General features: G+C 68.7%; 20 protein-coding genes. 13 read left to right on the forward strand and 7 right to left on the reverse strand.

Going from position 1 to position 16,794, the window contains the following annotated elements:
* Positions 1-19: 19 nt before the first annotated feature.
* The 5 genes from BLT25_RS15290 to BLT25_RS15310 form a co-directional block, all read right to left on the reverse strand.
* Positions 20-670, reverse strand: coding sequence for a TetR/AcrR family transcriptional regulator (locus BLT25_RS15290; RefSeq protein ID WP_091047422.1), 651 nt, complete (start codon positions 668-670; stop codon positions 20-22).
* Complete coding sequence (locus tag BLT25_RS15295) at positions 630-1,274, reverse strand: DUF998 domain-containing protein (protein ID WP_218131351.1); 645 nt, start codon at positions 1,272-1,274, stop codon at positions 630-632. The genes BLT25_RS15290 and BLT25_RS15295 overlap by 41 nt, the downstream gene beginning before the upstream one ends.
* A gap of 155 nt (positions 1,275-1,429) precedes the next feature.
* A complete protein-coding gene (locus BLT25_RS15300) occupies positions 1,430-2,995 on the reverse strand; it encodes a solute symporter family protein (RefSeq protein WP_091047427.1) in 1,566 nt (521 codons plus the stop codon).
* The gene (locus BLT25_RS29920; RefSeq protein ID WP_176883926.1) at positions 2,992-3,288 is read right to left on the reverse strand and encodes a DUF485 domain-containing protein; all 297 of its coding nucleotides are present in this window, start codon (positions 3,286-3,288) and stop codon (positions 2,992-2,994) included. The genes BLT25_RS15300 and BLT25_RS29920 overlap by 4 nt, the downstream gene beginning before the upstream one ends.
* Before the next feature lie 464 nt (positions 3,289-3,752).
* Entirely contained in the window at positions 3,753-4,367 is a 615-nt protein-coding gene (locus BLT25_RS15310; protein WP_091047432.1) for a TetR/AcrR family transcriptional regulator, read from the reverse strand.
* Positions 4,368-4,466: 99 nt separating this feature from the next.
* Between BLT25_RS15310 and paaK the strand changes: the two genes are divergently transcribed.
* From paaK to BLT25_RS15375, 13 genes are read left to right on the forward strand one after another with little or no spacing between them, the layout of a single operon-like run.
* Positions 4,467-5,774, forward strand: a complete 1,308-nt coding sequence (paaK, locus tag BLT25_RS15315; RefSeq protein ID WP_256328615.1) for a phenylacetate--CoA ligase PaaK — start codon at positions 4,467-4,469, stop codon at positions 5,772-5,774.
* A gap of 47 nt (positions 5,775-5,821) precedes the next feature.
* The gene (paaZ, locus tag BLT25_RS15320; RefSeq protein WP_091047437.1) at positions 5,822-7,837 is read left to right on the forward strand and encodes a phenylacetic acid degradation bifunctional protein PaaZ; all 2,016 of its coding nucleotides are present in this window, start codon (positions 5,822-5,824) and stop codon (positions 7,835-7,837) included.
* On the forward strand, positions 7,834-8,136 hold the full coding sequence (locus BLT25_RS15325; protein ID WP_091047438.1) for an EthD family reductase: 303 nt from the start codon (positions 7,834-7,836) through the stop codon (positions 8,134-8,136). Before paaZ ends, BLT25_RS15325 begins: the two co-directional genes overlap by 4 nt.
* A complete protein-coding gene (gene paaA / locus BLT25_RS15330; protein ID WP_091047441.1) occupies positions 8,133-9,080 on the forward strand; it encodes a 1,2-phenylacetyl-CoA epoxidase subunit PaaA in 948 nt (315 codons plus the stop codon). The genes BLT25_RS15325 and paaA overlap by 4 nt, the downstream gene beginning before the upstream one ends.
* Entirely contained in the window at positions 9,077-9,364 is a 288-nt protein-coding gene (gene paaB, locus BLT25_RS15335) for a 1,2-phenylacetyl-CoA epoxidase subunit PaaB (RefSeq protein ID WP_091047444.1), read from the forward strand. The genes paaA and paaB overlap by 4 nt, the downstream gene beginning before the upstream one ends.
* A 7-nt stretch (positions 9,365-9,371) precedes the next feature.
* A complete protein-coding gene (gene paaC, locus BLT25_RS15340; protein ID WP_091047445.1) occupies positions 9,372-10,310 on the forward strand; it encodes a 1,2-phenylacetyl-CoA epoxidase subunit PaaC in 939 nt (312 codons plus the stop codon).
* Positions 10,310-10,810 carry a 1,2-phenylacetyl-CoA epoxidase subunit PaaD gene (gene paaD, locus BLT25_RS15345; RefSeq protein ID WP_091047681.1) on the forward strand — a complete coding sequence of 167 codons (501 nt, stop codon included), beginning with the start codon at positions 10,310-10,312 and terminating at the stop codon, positions 10,808-10,810. Before paaC ends, paaD begins: the two co-directional genes overlap by 1 nt.
* 1 nt (position 10,811) lies before the next feature.
* Positions 10,812-11,864: a 1,2-phenylacetyl-CoA epoxidase subunit PaaE gene (paaE, locus tag BLT25_RS15350; RefSeq protein WP_091047448.1), complete on the forward strand. Its 1,053-nt coding sequence runs from the start codon at positions 10,812-10,814 to the stop codon at positions 11,862-11,864.
* Between the two features lie 14 nt (positions 11,865-11,878).
* A complete protein-coding gene (locus BLT25_RS15355; protein ID WP_091047450.1) occupies positions 11,879-13,045 on the forward strand; it encodes a thiolase family protein in 1,167 nt (388 codons plus the stop codon).
* A complete protein-coding gene (locus BLT25_RS15360) occupies positions 13,042-13,782 on the forward strand; it encodes an enoyl-CoA hydratase/isomerase family protein (RefSeq protein WP_091047453.1) in 741 nt (246 codons plus the stop codon). Before BLT25_RS15355 ends, BLT25_RS15360 begins: the two co-directional genes overlap by 4 nt.
* Positions 13,779-14,603 (forward strand): 3-hydroxyacyl-CoA dehydrogenase family protein, encoded by an 825-nt coding sequence (locus BLT25_RS15365; protein ID WP_091047455.1) that lies wholly within the window; start codon positions 13,779-13,781, stop codon positions 14,601-14,603. The genes BLT25_RS15360 and BLT25_RS15365 overlap by 4 nt, the downstream gene beginning before the upstream one ends.
* 5 nt (positions 14,604-14,608) lie before the next feature.
* The gene (paaI, locus tag BLT25_RS15370; RefSeq protein WP_091047683.1) at positions 14,609-15,040 is read left to right on the forward strand and encodes a hydroxyphenylacetyl-CoA thioesterase PaaI; all 432 of its coding nucleotides are present in this window, start codon (positions 14,609-14,611) and stop codon (positions 15,038-15,040) included.
* On the forward strand, positions 15,037-15,828 hold the full coding sequence (locus BLT25_RS15375; protein ID WP_091047458.1) for an enoyl-CoA hydratase/isomerase family protein: 792 nt from the start codon (positions 15,037-15,039) through the stop codon (positions 15,826-15,828). The genes paaI and BLT25_RS15375 overlap by 4 nt, the downstream gene beginning before the upstream one ends.
* Positions 15,829-15,900: 72 nt before the next feature.
* On the opposite strand, the gene BLT25_RS15380 is transcribed toward BLT25_RS15375, so the two are convergent.
* A complete protein-coding gene (locus BLT25_RS15380) occupies positions 15,901-16,218 on the reverse strand; it encodes a hypothetical protein (protein ID WP_143033767.1) in 318 nt (105 codons plus the stop codon).
* 89 nt (positions 16,219-16,307) lie between these two features.
* The gene (locus BLT25_RS15385) at positions 16,308-16,772 is read right to left on the reverse strand and encodes a MarR family winged helix-turn-helix transcriptional regulator (protein WP_091047463.1); all 465 of its coding nucleotides are present in this window, start codon (positions 16,770-16,772) and stop codon (positions 16,308-16,310) included.
* Positions 16,773-16,794: the final 22 nt, after the last annotated feature.

Raw genomic sequence — 16,794 nt, forward strand, 5'->3', positions numbered from 1 at the left:
CAAGAGCGGTCCGGCGGGACTAGATGGAGTCAGGTGGCCGGGGCCTGGCCTTCCTGAGTTGCCCATCGGACATGGCGGCGGTGTGCTCCGAGGGAGCCTGCATCAGACCGAAGCCCGCCAGCAGGACGTCGGCGTAACGGCGCCAAGCCTCCGGTGCGATGTCCTCGGTACGGTCGGCGACGGCGCCGATCATGTAGATGAAGGCGTAGACGTCGGCGCTCGTGAAGTCCTCGCGCACGGCACCTGTGGTGGTCGCTCTTGAGGCGAGGCCGTCGATGAGGTGGGCGAGCTCGTCGCGCAGCTGGGCGAGCGGTTCTGCATCGGTGTCGGCATTCGCCACGACGACATCGAGCGCGTGATCCCGCGCGCGCAGCTGCGCAGCCTCGAGCATGTAGTGACGCAGCGCCTGGCCCGGCTCCGCCTGCTGCGCGGCCGCTGTCGCGAGCTGCACGAAGCCGGCGAACCGTTCGACGAACATCGCCTGGATCAGTGCCTGCAGGTCGGGAAAACGGCGATAGACGGTGCCGACCCCGAGGCCTGCCTGGTGCGCGATCTCGTTGAGCGGGACCAGTGCGCTCCGCCGAGCGAACATGTCCTCGGCGGTGCGGATGATCAGCCGGCGGTTGCGTTCAGCGTCGGCTCGCAGCGGCCGCTGTGATTCTCTGGGCACGGAGGGAATCCTCCTCCACGACGGTGCCGCGCAGCCAGCCCACCAGGAGCAGCGCTCCGGTCACGGCGCTCCACAGCAACCACGAGTAGACGCCACCGCGCTCGAACACCCCGGCCGTGGCTGTCGACATGCCGACGAATGCTTCGCTCAGCAGGCCCAGGACGCCGATCCCGATGCTGAACACGCGGTAGGCGGTCGGCAGGCGAAGGCTCCGCGTCGACCCCACGATGATCGCCACCGCGTTGGCGCACAGGATCCCGACCGCCGCAGCCGCGACATGGACGACGAGTCCGAAGCTCGGTCCGTCGGCGGAGCCGTGGAACAACCCGACCAGGACGAATCCCACGCCGTGGGCGACCGCGAGCGTGGCCACGACGCGGCGCGTTCGGCCGGTCAGCAGATTCGCCAGCAGCAGCACGCCGGCGGCGAACAGGATCCCCTGCACCATGAACGACAGGTTCATCACCTGGTGCAGCGGCGAACAGAGGTCTCGCCCCTGGAACTGTGCACCGCAGTCGGGTACGCCGAGGTCACTGATGTAGTTGGTGGCGTAGCTGTACGGCGGGTCGTTCCAGGCGGCCGCGGTGACTGCTTCGGCGACCATCCATTGCACAGCATTCAGTATCAGGACGACCGCTCCGAGCGGTAGCCAAACCTTGCGTGACATCGAACCTCCTGGAGATGTGAATGAGCCGAGCCTACTCTAACTGGATAGATTCATCCAGTTAGAGTAGGCAGAGACTCTTGCCGTGGCAATGATCAGACGGCGTCCACCGTGTCGCCCTCGAGCTTGCGGGGGTCGATGCCGGTGGTTGCCTGGAACCGGACGCGGTCGAAGACACGGTCGGCCTCGCCCTTGCGGTCGCCACGTGGCTGCGTGGCGACCGAGACCAAGAGCATGACGACGAAGCCGACCGGGATGGAGACGAGGCCGGGGGACTTCAACGGGATCAGTGCGGCCTCGGGGTTCTCCGGGTGAAAGACCGGGCTCATGAGGATCATCGCGACTGCGGTGACCAGGCCGGCGACCATGCCCCAGGTGACGCCCGCGGCGGTGGTGCGGCGGACATAGATGGTGAAGAGCAGGGCTGGCAGGTTGGCCGACGCGGCGACGGCTATCGCCAAGGTCGCAAGGAACGCGACGTTCTGGTCCCTGACGAGAAGTGCGATGAGAAGCGCGACCACGACGCTGGCGACTGTGGCGATGCGGGCGACCACCAGTTGCTGAGCATGGCCGACCTTGCCTTTCCGCAGCAGCTTGCTGTACAGATCGTGCGACACCGAGCCGGTGGTCGCGATGACGAGGCCCGACAGCGCCGCGAGGATCGTCGCGAAGGCCACTGCTGACACGAAGGCGAGCAGTGCGTCGCCACCTAGGTGGGCCGACAGCAGCGGGATCGTCATGTTGCCACCCGCGGCGGCACTGGCCTGGAACTGCGGGTCGTCAGCGAGCAGCAGTACGGCGGCGTAGGACAGCACGGGAAGCGTGATCAGGAAGGCGGCGAAGATCCAGATCGCGGTGACGGCGGACTTCCGCGCCTCGGCTGAGTCCTTCACGGTGAGGAACCGGATCATCACGTGTGGCAGGCCGAGCACGCCGAGGGTGACACCGAAGATGAGCGAGAACTGGTCCCACGGGGCCGCTCCCTCGCCGCGGAACGGCTGTAGCGCGGTGCCGTCGCTGGCGGCGTGGATCTGGGTGAAGACGGTGAACGGGTTCCAGCCGAAGTGCGAGAGTGCGAACCCCAGGAGAAGTACGCCGCACAGGAGCAACAGGCAGGTCTTGAGGATCTGGATGTACGTCGTCGCGAGCATGCCGCCCACCAGCGTGTAGAGCAGGGTGAGGCCCCCGATCGCGATGGCGGCAACCAGATAGTCGATGTCGAAGAGCAGCTGGATCAGCAGTGCCGCGCCGACGAACTGGGCGACCATGTACAGGAGTGAGACGACGACCGAGCTGATCGCGATCGCGCCGCGTACGCCGTCACTGCCGAACCGTGTGGCCAGCACGTCGCCGAGCGTGAAGTGGCCCAGGTTGCGCAGCGGTTCGGCGACCAGGAGCAGCGCGAGCAGGAATGCGACGGGGATGTAGACGGCGAGGTAGAAGCCGTTGAACCCGCCCACTGCGATGGCGCCTGTCGTGCCGAGGAAGGTTGCCGCGCTGATGAAGTCGCCGGCGATCGCGACACCGTTCTTGCGGCCCGAGACCGAGCCCTTGGCAACGAGGTGTGACTCGACCGAGGTGTTGCGGCGGCCGGCCCACCAGGTGATGCCGAGGGTGACGGCCACCAGCAGGACGAAGATGATCGAGGCTTCGCTGCTCACAGCGCACCGTCCTCGTCCGTGGCGAGCTCACGCTCGACCTTGTCCATCGACCGGGTGTAGACCGCGGTCAGCACCACGATCAGGCCGAACAGCACGAAGGCGTACAGGTAGGCCCAGGACAGGCCGTCGACGATGAAGTGATCGAGCGCTCCGGTGAAGTTGGTGAGCACCTGCTGTGTGAAGAAGGCGACGAGAGTGACGAGCGCGAGGCGACGGACCAGCACCGAGCGGCGGCGGGCCAGAATCTCGAAGCGACGCACCGCCGGGTGAGGGCGGTCGGGGGTTGCGGACACGAGGACTCCTTGAGGGTGGCGAAGGCGTGCGGAATGCGACGAAGTGCGTGCGGCCCGTGGGGCCGCCGGAGGGCGCAACTGCCGTACGGGCCCCGGGTTCGGCGCGAGCGCTCGTCGATGATGCGCTCGGGCTTGCCGACCGGACACGTTGCCGGTGCGAGGCTCGATGATGGGCACGCAGCGATCGTGACGAGGAGCTACGAGAGCTCCTCCGCCGTCACCGCTGCGCCCGACGGGTTGTGCCTCCTGGATTTCACGTCCGAGACTTTACTGACCGATCGTTCGGGAATACCGTGGCACACGTCACACTCCGGCGCAAGCCCCAGATCTCGGAAAGTTTTCCTGCCGCCGGGGTCGGGCGTCGGCGGAGCTGGCGGCAGTGTGGGAGGGCGGCTCGGACGAGGGTGGGCGCGTCTCGGTTGGGCGCGAGGGTGGTGTTTGTCGCGAGTAGTTCTCGGGCGATCTCAGCGCTTGAGGCCGTCGAAGGCGATGGTGGCGATCGCTGTTGCCAGCGTCTCGGCGTCGACGTCGCCGTTCGGTCGGTGCCATTCGATGAGCGAGTTCACCATGCCGAAGAGTAGGCGGCTGACCAGGGCGGGGTCGACGTCGCCGCGCAGGCTGCCCTCGTCGATGGCCTCCTGGACAATGGCGGCGACCTCGTCGTCGATCCACCGCCGTCGCTTCAGTGCGGCCAGCTCGAGCTCGCTGTTGCCTCGGACGCGCAGCAGCAGCGTGACCGCGGGCTGGTGCGCCACCAGCACCTTGACGCTCTCCTGGACGAGGTGCCGCACACGCTCGTACGCCGAGCTGTCGGTGCCGGTGGCGCGCGCCCGTTCGACGGCGCTGGTCAGCTCGGTGAGCGCCTCCTCGAGGGCGAGTCCGAGGATGTGCTCCTTGCTGGGCAGGTGGTGGTACAGGGCCGACTTCGTGAGACCCAACTCCTTGGCCAGGTCGTTCATGCTCGTGCCTTCGTAACCCTGCTGGTTGAACAGCTCGGTCGCCCGGCGGATCACCGTCTCCTGGTCATAGCCCGGCCGTCCTCGGCGCGGTGCGCGTGTCTGGGGCGTCGGCTCGGTCATGTCGTGATTCTCGCACAAATTTCGCCGCAACCTCTGGACAGAGGCACCCTGAATCGACTATTACTGACCGATAGGTCAGTAATTCCGATGGAGGTTTCCATGCCCCGCCCCATTACCGTCGACAACGGCGTCGAGCCGATCGAGACAGCGTCCGTCGACGAGCTGCGCGCGCTTCAGCTCGAGCGCTTGCAGTGGTCCGTCCGGCACGCCTACGACAACGTCGAGCACTACCGGAAGTCGCTCGAGGCCGTGCAGGTCCATCCCGACGACGTCCGCTCGCTCGACGACCTCACGCTGCTGCCGTTCACCACCAAGGCCGACCTCCGTGACAACTACCCGTTCGGCATGTTCGCCGTGCCGCGCGAGCAGGTGGTGCGTGTCCACGCCTCCTCCGGCACGACGGGTCGCCCCACCGTCGTCGGCTACACCCGCGACGACCTCGACATGTGGGCCACCGTCGTGGCACGGAGCGTACGTGCGGCCGGCGGGCGGCCAGGCGACATGCTGCACAACGCCTACGGCTACGGCCTGTTCACAGGCGGGCTCGGCGCCCATGGTGGTGCGGAGAAGCTCGGCTGCACAGTCGTGCCGGTGTCGGGCGGGATGACCGAGCGCCAGGTGCAGCTGATCGACGAGTTCCGGCCCACCGTGATCATGGTGACGCCGTCGTACGCGCTCAACATCATCGACGAGATGGAGCGTCAAGGGATCGACCCACGTGCGACCTCCCTCAACATCGGCATCTTCGGCGCAGAGCCTTGGACCAACGAGATGCGCCGTTCGGTCGAGGAGCGGCTTGACATCCACGCCGTCGACATCTACGGACTGTCCGAGGTGATCGGCCCCGGGGTCGCCCAGGAGTGCGTGGAGACCAAGGACGGTCTGCACGTCTGGGAGGACCACTTCTATCCCGAGATCATCGACCCGGTCACCGGGAAGGTGCTCCCCGATGGGGAGAAGGGCGAGCTGGTCTTCACTTCGCTCACCAAGCAGGCGATGCCGGTGCTGCGCTACCGCACCCGCGACCTGACCCGCCTCCTGCCGGGTACGGCGCGGCCGATGCGCCGCATCGAGAAGATCACCGGTCGCACCGACGACATGATCATCCTGCGCGGTGTGAACCTGTTCCCGACACAGATCGAGGAGCTCGTGCTCACCGTCCCCGAGCTCACACCGCACTTCCAGTGCGTACTCACCCGTGACGGCAACCTCGACGCGCTGACTGTGCGCATCGAGCGCGATGAGCACACCACCTCGGACGCCGCGCGGGATGCGGGCCGCCACGTCGCCGGACTGGTCAAGCGCACCATCGGCGTCACCGTCGGTGTCGATGTCGTCGAGCCCGGGGCGATCGAGCGCTCCGTCGGGAAGATGCGGCGCATCGTCGACGAGCGGTCCCCGCGCTGAACGCCGCCCAGCACAGTCCATACCCACTTCGAGAGAGACAACAGGACATGACTTCACTTCTCGAGAGCTACGCGAACGGCGCCTGGTTTCGGGCGGACGATGAGGGGCAACCGCTCCTTGATGCCTCGACCGGCGACGTGGTCGCTCGTATCTCCAGCCGGGGGCTCGACGTCGGCGCGATGGTCCAGCACGCGAAGACCGTCGGTGGGCCGGCCGTCCGCGAGCTGACCTTCCACGAGCGAGCCGGTCTGCTCAAGCAGCTCGCCAAGGCGCTCTCTGCCGACAAGGACGAGCTGTACGCGTTGTCCCTGCGGACAGGCGCGACCAAGCGCGATTCGATGGTCGACATCGATGGCGGCTTCGGCACGGTGTTCAGCTATGCCAGCAAGGGCACCCGCGAGCTCCCCAACGACCGGGTCCTGCTCGACGGCGACCTCGAGCAGCTCGGCCGAGAGGGCCGGTTCGTGGGACAGCACGTGTACACCAGCCGACCCGGTGTCGCGGTCCAGATCAACGCGTTCAACTTCCCGGTCTGGGGGATGCTCGAGAAGCTCGCACCGGCGTTCCTGGCCGGTCTCCCGACCATCGTCAAGCCCGCCTCACAGACGGCCTACCTCACAGAGGCCGTCGTCCGCCGCATCATTGCCTCGGGCATCCTTCCCGAGGGGTCCCTGCAGCTGCTCAGCGGCAGCGCCGCGGGCCTTCTGGACGAGCTCGACGTGCAGGACTCGGTGGCGTTCACCGGCTCTGCGCACACCGCCGGCATCCTGCGTACGCACCCGGGTGTCCTGCACGGTGGGGTACGTCTCGATGTGGAGGCCGACTCGCTCAACTGCTCGGTGCTCGGCCCGGACGTGACGGTGGACGACCCGGAGTTCGACCTGTTCGTCAAGGGCGTCGTCGCCGAGATGACCGTCAAGGCGGGCCAGAAGTGCACCGCCATCCGCCGCACGATCGTCCCGTCCGGGATGGCCGAAGCGGTCATCGAGGCGCTCTCGGCGAAGCTCGCCCGCATCACCGTCGGCAACCCCGCCGACGAAGGTGTCCGGATGGGCCCGCTGGCCTCGCTGGCCCAGCGAGACGACGTCGGCAAGGCCGTCGAGGCGCTGACTGCCTCGGCCGAGGTTGTCTTCCGGGGCCAGGCTCCGGACGGCCCCGGCGCGTTCATGGCGCCCGTCCTGCTCCGGGCCGGAGCGGACGCCACCGAGGTCCACGACGTCGAGCCGTTCGGCCCGGTGAGCACCGTCATCGGCTACGACACCCTGGATGAGGCGATCGCCCTGGCCGCCCGCGGCAAGGGTTCGCTCGCCGGTTCTGTCGTCACCCACGACGCCGGGGTCGCGCGGGACCTCGTCCTCGGGCTGGCTCCCTGGCACGGGCGGATCCTCGTCCTCGACCGCGACGACGCCGCCGAGTCGACCGGACACGGCTCACCGCTGCCGGTCCTCGTGCACGGCGGGCCCGGCAGGGCCGGCGGAGGCGAGGAGCTCGGCGGCATCCGCGGCGTGCTGCACCACCTGCAGCGCTCCGCGATTCAAGCCTCTCCCGACATGCTCACCGCGATCACCGGACGCTGGACGAAGGGCTCTGCCCGCCACGTCGACGAGGAACACCCGTTCCGCAAGAGCCTGGCCACGCTACGCATCGGCGACACCGTCGAGTCAGCCACCCGCACGGTCACGCTCGAGGACATCGACCACTTCGCGGAGTTCACCGGCGACACCTTCTACGCCCACACCGACCCCGACGCCGCCGCGGCCAACCCGCTCTTCGGCGGCATCGTCGCGCACGGCTATCTGGTGGTCTCGCTGGCAGCCGGCCTCTTCGTGGAGCCCAACCCCGGTCCGGTGCTCGCGAACTTCGGCGTGGACCACCTGCGGTTCCTCACGCCGGTCAAGGCCGGAGACGCGATCCGGGTCACCTTGACCGTCAAGCAGATCACCCCACGCAACAGCGCCGAGTACGGCGAGGTCCGCTGGGACAGCGTGGTCACCAACCAGGAGGACCAGCCGGTCGCGACCTACGACGTCCTCACGCTCGTCGCCAAGGAGGAACAGCGATGACTCATCGCCTCACCATCCAGTACGCCGCGCCGGCCGATCCGGAGGCGTTCGATGCGCACTACTTCGATCGGCATCTGCTGCTGTGCGAGCCGCTCCCCGGCCTGCGTGCGGTCAGTTGGTCCAAGCCACGGCCGCTTGGCCCCGGCCCCACCCCGTACCTGGTCACCCAGCTCGACTTCGACGACGCCGATGCGCTCAAGGTCGCGCTGCGGTCGCCGGAGATGGCAGAGGTCGCCGCCGACGCCGAGACCTTGCCCGCAGACAAGATCATGTTCACCGCGGAGGTGTGCCCGGCATGACGACCCAGGACCTCGAACGAGGCTTCGACGAGACGATCGCCCACAACGAGCGCATCGAACCCCGTGACTGGATGCCTGACGGATACCGGCAGACGCTGATCCGCCAGGTCGCCCAGCACGCGCACTCCGAGATCATCGGGATGCAGCCCGAGGGCAACTGGATCACCCGTGCGCCCTCGCTGCGGCGTAAGGCGATCCTGCTCGCCAAGGTGCAGGACGAGGCCGGGCACGGGCTCTACCTCTACTCGGCCGCCGAGACGCTCGGTGCCACGCGCGACGAGCTGACCCAGCGGCTCATCGCTGGCACCCAGAAGTACTCCTCGATCTTCAACTACCCGACCCTGACCTACGCCGACGTCGGCACGATTGGCTGGCTGGTCGACGGTGCCGCGATCTGCAACCAGGTGCCGCTGTGCCGTACCTCCTACGGACCGTACGGCCGGGCGATGATCCGGATCTGCAAGGAGGAGTCGTTCCACCAGCGTCAGGGCTTCGAGTTGCTGATGACGATGATGCGCGGCACCGATGAGCAGCGCGCGATGGTGCAGGAGTCGGTGAACCGGTTCTGGTGGCCCGCCCTGATGATGTTCGGCCCACCCGACGATGACAGCCCGAACTCGGCGCAGTCGATGGCCTGGGGCATCAAACGGCACGGCAACGACGAGCTGCGACAGCGGATGGTCGACATGACCGTCCCGCAGGCCGAGGCGCTCGGCGTTACCCTTCCCGACCCCGATCTGCGCTGGAACGAGGAGCGCGGCTCCTGGGACTTCGGCGCCCCCGACTGGGACGAGTTCTGGCAGGTGGTGAAGGGCGACGGGCCGTGCAGTGACCAGCGCATCGCACACCGCCGACGCGCGTACGACGAAGGTGCCTGGGTACGCGAGGCAGCCACCGCGTACGCCGCGAAGTCCGATATGGCGAGCACGGAGGAAGCCCGATGACCAGTGCTGACTGGCCGCTCTACGAGGTGTTCGTGCGCGGCAAGCGCGGCCTCAACCACGTGCACGTCGGCTCGCTGCACGCGCCCGATGACCAGATGGCACTGCGGCACGCCCGCGACGTCTACACCCGTCGCAACGAGGGCGTCAGTCTGTGGGTGGTGAGGTCCGAGGCCATCGTGGCGAGCAGCCCGGACGAGAAGGACCCGCTCTTCTCACCCAGCGGCGACAAGGTCTACCGCCACCCGACCTTCTACGAGATCCCCGACAACGTTCCCCACATGTGAGGTCCTGATGACGAATCCCTCGCACAACACCGACGCGAACCCGGTGGCCCATGATCCGCACGACTCCGTCTACGACGGCCTGCTGGTCAACGACGCGCACTGGGCGTTCGGCACCGACTTCGAGGACCCGCTCGCCGGTGTCGACACGACCGTCCCGGAGGGCATGGAACCCGGTGACCTGGCCGCCTACTGCCTGATGCTCGGCGACGACGCCCTGATCCTGTCCCACCGCCTTTCCGAGTGGTGCAGCAGCGCGCCCGACCTCGAGGAGGACATTGCCCTGGCCAACATCGCTCTCGACCTCCTGGGGCAGGCGAGGTTGCTGCTGGCTCGGGCTGCGGCCGCCGACCCGTCGGTGGTGCCGGCGCTGCCGGAAGGCTCACCGGTGCCTGCGGAGGATGCGTTGGCGTACTTCCGCAGCTGCCAGGAGTTCCGCAACCTGCGGCTGGTCGAGGCTCCCAACGGTGACTTCGCCGAGACGATCAGCCGCCTGCTGGTCTTCGCGACGTACCGGCTCGCGCTCTTCGAGCGGTTGACCCAGAGCCCGGACGCGGTGCTCGCGGCCGTGGCTGCCAAGGGCGTCAAGGAGCTGACCTACCACCGAGACTTCGCCGGTCGCTGGTTCCTCACGCTCGCTCAGGGCACCGAGGAGTCGCGCCGGCGGCTGCTGGCCGGACTGGCCACCGTGTGGCCGCTGCGGGCGGAGCTGTTCGCCTCCCACGAGGTGGAGGCACGAATCGGTGTCGACCCGGCGAGCATCGCCGCGGACGTCGACGTGGTGCTCGAGCAGGTCTTCGCGGTCAGCGGGGTCGAACGTCCCACCGCCCGCGCTCTGGCCGGGGTAGAGGGCCAGACCGGGCGCGACGGCATGCACAGCGAGGCCCTGAGTCGCTTGCTGGCCGAGATGCAGGTCGTCGCCCGCGAGCACCCGATGGGGGTGTGGTGATGGCTGCCCTGCTCGACCGGGCCCGCGAGCTCGTCGCGACAGTCACCGACCCGGAGCTCCCGATGCTCACCCTGGAGGACCTCGGCGTGCTCCGCGACGTGTCCGTCGACGAGAACGGCACGGTGACGGTCGCGATCACCCCGACGTACTCGGGCTGCCCGGCGATGGCGACGATGCGTGACGACATCGTGCGTACGTTGAAGGAGGCCGGCCTCGAGGCCACGGTTCGGCTCACCCTGAGCCCGGCCTGGACCACCGACTGGATCAGCGAGCGAGGCCGCACCGCGCTGGCCGAGCACGGCATCTCCCCACCGGGTCGGGCGACACCGGTTGCCGGCCCGGTCGCGCTGACCCTCTCGCCGCTCCGACGCGCCGTCCACTGCCCGCAGTGCGGCTCGGTCGACGTCGAGGTCACCAGCGAGTTCGGCAGCACGGCGTGCAAGGCGCTCTATCGCTGCCTGACCTGCCTCGAGCCGTTCGACCATGTGAAGGAGATCTGAGGTGCCCGGTTTCCACACGCTCACCGTCCGATCCATCGAGCCGCTCACCGATGACTCGGCGGCGGTCACGTTCGACGTCCCCGACCACCTCGAGGCGGAGTTCGACTTCGCCGCCGGCCAGGCGCTCACCCTGCGCCGGGTCATCGACGGGGTCGAGCACCGCCGCAGCTACTCGATCTGCGCGCCGGCGGGCGAGCGTCCCCGGATCGGCGTACGAGAGATCCCTGACGGGCTCTTCTCGCAGTGGCTGGTGCGCGACGTGCGCCCCGGCTCCGAGATCGACGTCCAGGGGCCCTCCGGCGCGTTCCGTGCGGACCCCGACGGGGGAGGAACCCACCTGTGCATCGCGGCCGGTTCGGGAATCACCCCGATGCTGTCGGTCGCATCGACCGTGCTGCGCAACCCGAAGGCCCAGGTGAGCCTGCTCTACGGCAACCGGACCACGAGCTCGGTGATGTTCGCCGAGGAGCTGGCCGACCTCAAGAACCGGTACTGCTCGCGCTTCGACCTCATGCACGTGCTCTCGCGAGAGCCGAGGGACGTGGAGCTGTTCACGGGCCGGATCGAAGGTGATCGGCTGCGCACGATCCTCACCGAGCTCGTCCCCCTGCAGGATGTCGACCACGTCTGGCTCTGTGGCCCCCTGGCCATGATCGAGGAGTCGCGGGCGATCCTCGAGGACCTCGGGGTACCCGCCGAGAAGGTGCACTTCGAGCTCTTCTTCGTCGACGCTCCGCCCCCGCAGCTGCGCCACGCCGACAAGCTGGTCGAGGGCGTGACCAGCGAAGTCACCGTCGTCCTCGACGGACGCAGCACGACCACGCCGATGCCGCGCACCCAGTCCATCCTCGACTCGGCCCAGGAGACCCGAACCGACCTTCCGTTCGCCTGCAAGGGCGGTGTCTGCGGCACCTGCCGGGCCAAGGTCACCGGCGGGGACGTCGAGATGGTGCGCAACTACGCACTCGAGCGCGAAGAGGTCGAGCGCGGCTTCGTGCTCACCTGCCAGACCTTCCCCGTCAGCGACGCCGTGAACGTCGACTTCGACGCCTGACCCCTGGAGCAGACATGACCGAAGCCTTCATCCTCGACGGTGCGCGCACGCCCATCGGCCGATACGGCGGTGCGCTCGCCCATACCCGCGCCGACGACCTGGCCGCGCTCACCGTGCGCGAGGCGGTGACCCGTGCCGGTATCGCACCCGACCTCATCGACGAGGTGGTGTTGGGAGCTGCCAACCAGGCAGGGGAGGACAACCGCAACGTGGCTCGCATGGCGGCCCTGCTGGCCGGGCTTCCCGATACGGTGCCCGGTTTCACCGTCAACCGGCTCTGCGCCTCCGGCCTCACCGCCCTGATCACCGCCCGCCAGATGATCGCCGCCGGTGACGCCGATGTCGTCGTCGCAGGGGGAGTGGAGTCGATGAGCCGAGCACCATGGGTCACGGCGAAGCCCACTCGTGCCTTCGCCAAGCCCGGTACGTCGTACGACACCTCGATCGGGTGGCGGTTCACCAACCCTGCCTTCGCCGCGGACACCACCCTGTCCATGCCGGAGACCGCTGAACGCGTCGCGGAACAGTGGAAGCTGACCCGCGAGCAGCTGGACGAGTTCGCCCTGCGGTCGCATCAACGGGCGGTCGACGCCCGGAAGAACGGGCGCTTCGCGGACGAGATCGTCGCGGTCGGCGATGTCACCGAGGACGAAGGCCCGCGCGAGGACACCAGTCTGGAACAGCTCGCCCGGCTCCGCCCGGTCAACGGCCCGGACGGCATCGTCACCGCCGGAAACTCCAGCTCGCTCAACGACGGCGCCGCCGCGGTCGTAGTCGTGAGCGAACGGTTCGCCGAGCGTCACGGGCTGCAGCCGCGTGCCCGCCTCGTGGCCGGCGCCAGCGCTGGCGTGGCGCCGGAGATCATGGGCATCGGCCCGGTGCCGGCGACCCGCCGTGTGCTCGACCGAGCGGGCTGGACCATCGAGGACCTGGATGCCGTCGAGCTCAACGAGGCATTCGCCGCGCAGGCGCTGGCCTGCATGGGCGACCTCCACCTCGACCCGGCGATCGTCAACGCCGACGGAGGCGCGATCGCCCTCGGCCACCCGCTCGGCGCCTCCGGAACGCGCATCGCCATCACGCTCCTCGGCAGGCTCGAGCGAGCAGGCGGCCGCCGTGGCCTGGCGACCATGTGCGTCGGTGTCGGCCAGGGCACGGCACTGCTGCTGGAGCGCCCGTGACGACGCCACTGCTCATCGAGGATCACGACGATCGCGTCGTGCTCCGGCTGAACCGCCCGGAAGCGCGCAACGCGATAGACCTCGCGATGGTCGAGGCTATGCACGACGCCTGTGCCGACCTCGAACGCTCCCTCAAGATCGCGCTCATCGTCGGCTCGGGTGGCACCTTCGCGGCCGGCGCCGACATCGCTCAGCTCCGAGAACGTCGTCGCGACGACGCGTTGCGTGGCATCAACTCCGGCATCTTCGACCGGATCCACCGGTTGCCGATGCCCGTCATCGCACTCATCGACGGCTACGCGTTGGGCGGGGGTGCGGAACTGGCGTACGCGTGCGACTTCCGGATCGGCACGCCGACCGCGAAGATCGGGAGCCCCGAAGCTGGCCTCGGGATTCTCGCTGCGGCGGGAGCGAACTGGCGGTTGCGTGAGCTGGTCGGCGAACCGCTCGCCAAGGAGATCCTGTTGGCCGGAAGGATCCTCGGCGCCGACGAGGCGGTCTCGGCCAACCTGCTCACGGAGGTGGTGCCCGTCGACGACCTCGAGGCCGCCGGGCACCGCCTGGCCGACCGGATCGCGGGACAGGGTCCACTCGCCGTACGCCTCACCAAGCAGCTGTTTCACGCCCCGCGCGATGCCCATCCGCTCATCGATGACATCGCGCAGGCCGTGCTCTTCGAGACCGAGGAGAAGTTCGACCGGATGACAGCCTTCCTCGACCGCAAGGAGAAGCGATGAGTCTGCCCGACAAGACCGGCGTCTACGGGGGTGGTCGCATGGGTGCCGGGATCGCTCATGCGCTCCTGGTCGCCGGAGCCGACGTGGTCGTCGTCGAGACCGATCCCGAGGCCGCCGCGAAGGCACGCACTCGTATCGACGCGAACTTGGCCAGGTCGGTCGAGCGTGGCATCACCGCCACTGGTGTCCTGTCGGTCACGACGGATGCCGCTGATCTGTCCGGAGCCGGCCTCGTCATCGAAGCCGTGCCCGAGATACCTGGCCTCAAGGCCTCGGTGCTCGCCAGCATCGAGCTCGCGGCCCGCGACGCGGTGATCGCCAGCAACACCAGCTCGCTCTCCATCGACGGTCTGGCCGCCGGCCTCGCCGCAGCCGAGCGGTTCGTCGGTCTGCACTTCTTCAACCCGGTTCCGGCCAGTGCCCTGGTCGAGGTCGTGGTCGGCAAGGCGACCGCGGCAGCTGTGGTGGCACAGGCACAGGAATGGGTCGGTGACCTGGGCAAGAGCGCGATCACCGTCGCCGACTCACCCGGCTTCGCCAGCAGCCGTCTCGGGGTGGCGATCGCGTTGGAGGCGATGCGGATGCTCGAGGAGGGAGTGGCTACCGCCGAGGACATCGACACCGCGATGACGCTCGGCTACCGGCATCCGGTCGGCCCGCTGAGGACCACCGACCTCGTCGGTCTCGACGTACGTCTCGACATCGCCGACCACCTCGAGCACGAGCTCGGGCCGCGGTTCGCGCCGCCGCAGCTGCTCCGCGACAAGGTCGAGGCGGGGGAGTTGGGCCGCAAGTCCGGCAAGGGGTTCTACACATGGTGACCAGCATGACCGGCTCGGTCGCTCATGCGCGCGCCTGCGCCGAGGCGATGTGGGCGTCGGACAGCGCCAGTCGGGCGCTCGGCATGGTGCTCGAGGACGTCGCGCCAGGCAGGGCCAGGCTCTCCATGAGGGTGCGATCCGACATGGTCAATGGGTACGACCTCTGCCATGGAGGAATCGTCTCGGCACTGGCTGACAGTGCGTTCGCGGTCGCCTGCAACAGCCACGGCACGGTGACGGTGGCCACCGGCTTCGAGGTCGACTTCCTCGAGCCGGGGTTTCTCGGCGACGTCCTCGTCGCCGACGCCCGCGAGGTGGCGCTGCGGGGCCGGTCCGGCATCTACGACGTTACAGTGCGACGGGCAGGCATCGTGATCGCCGAATTTCGCGGACGTAGCCGATCGCTGGGGCGATCCATCCTGGAGGAGGAACGATGAACGACACGCCGGTTCTCGTCGACCGTGAGGCAGCGGTCGCGACCATCACGCTCAACCACCCGGAGCAGCGCAACGCGCTCGACCGGGACACCAAGGAGGCGCTGCGGGACGCCGTCGCGTCTGTCGCCGGGGACCGGCGGGTGCGCGCCGTCGTGCTGGCCGCGGCGGGGCCGACGTTCTGCGTCGGGCAGGATCTCGGCGAGCATGCGACGGCGCTGGCGGGCGGCGCGGAGGCGGCGTTCGCGACCGTACGGAAGCACTACTCGCCTATCGTGAGGGACCTCATGACGATGCCCAAGCCTGTGGTGGCCGCCGTCGGCGGCGCGTGCGTGGGGGCAGGGCTCGGCCTCGCCCTCGCCTGCGACTACCGGGTCTTTGCTACCGGCGCGAAGCTGGGGACGGCCTTCACAGCGATCGGGCTGACCTTCGACTCCGGATTGTCGGTGACCCTGGCACGTGCCGTCGGAGAGTCCCGGGCGCGTGAGCTGATCCTCTTCGGCCGCACCTTCACCGCCGAGCAAGGCGTGGACTGGGGCATCGCCGGCGAGGTCGTCGCACCGGAGGACGTTCTGGCGCGGGCCGGCGAGCTGGCTGGTCAACTCGCGCAGGGGCCGACCACCGCCTATGCCGATACCAAGCGCCTGCTCGCCGAGGCGCCGGGACGCTCGCTCGAAGACTGTCTCGAGGCAGAGGCTGCCGCGCAGACCCGGTGCGGCCGGACCGAGGACCACGCCAACGCGGTCGCGGCGTTCATCGGTCGCGAGAAGCCGACGTTCACCGGCGCGTGAGCGGTTCAGGACCTTTGGGGCCGGTGATCAACGCGGTCGCACCGCCGTCGAGCCGTTCGAGCGCGAGTCGGGCTAACGCTCGCCCATCTCCTCCCAGATGGATCTGAGCATCGCCATCTCCTCCTCGGTTGCCAGCTCCGCGCACTTTCCCGCCAGCGCGGACTCGAGGACATCGTGGGCCTCGAGGACGTTTGACGGCTTCCTCGACAGTGAAGGCCCGTGTTCGGACTCCGCGGTTGGGCTCCCGGGTGAGGTAGCCCTCCCGAGCGAGCCGCAGGACGACCGATCGGACCGTTCCGCGGGAGACGTCGAGGCCCCCACCTCCTCGCCGTCTGGCACTTTCATCGCGCTGAAAGTCCCAAACCGGGATATCGCCTGGTTTTCGGTCACCACCGAGGAGTGGGCGGGCGTGCGGGACGCCCACGGGCGCTGGCTCGACCTCGACAACTTCGATGTCGACGGTGGTCAGCGGGTTTCGCTCAGCGACCTGACTCGGCGCAGCTCCTGCCGCGGCCGGCCGCCACGAGGTCGCGGATCGCGCTGAGCCGAGCGGTGAGGTCGGCGAGGTCCGGCTCGCCGGCGGCCGGGGCGAGCGCGTCGCTCCACACCGCGCGCAGCCGGCGCAGGTTCTCGGCGGCGTGCGGGGTCGGGGTGACGATTTTCCCTCGTCTGTCGCCGACGCCCTCCGAACGTACGACGAGGCCCTTGTCCTCGAGCTTGCGCAGCGTCGCGCTCATGTTGGGGCGCTGCATGCCGACGTCCTGGGCGATCTCGCTGGGAGTGGCGCCGGGGTGGCGGTCGACGTAACGCATCACCGCCTGCTCTCCGGTCGAGAGCTCGGTGATCCCGGGGTCACGGAGGTGGTGGCGGTCGATGTCGCGTGCGAGCGTCGTGACGATCTCCGCGAGGTCGGCGAGTTCGTCGGCATCGGCGCGGGTAAGCATGTTCACACTCTAGTGGTTGCGC

This window comes from Nocardioides sp. YR527 (assembly GCF_900101045.1).
In the GTDB taxonomy this organism is placed as follows: domain Bacteria; phylum Actinomycetota; class Actinomycetes; order Propionibacteriales; family Nocardioidaceae; genus Nocardioides.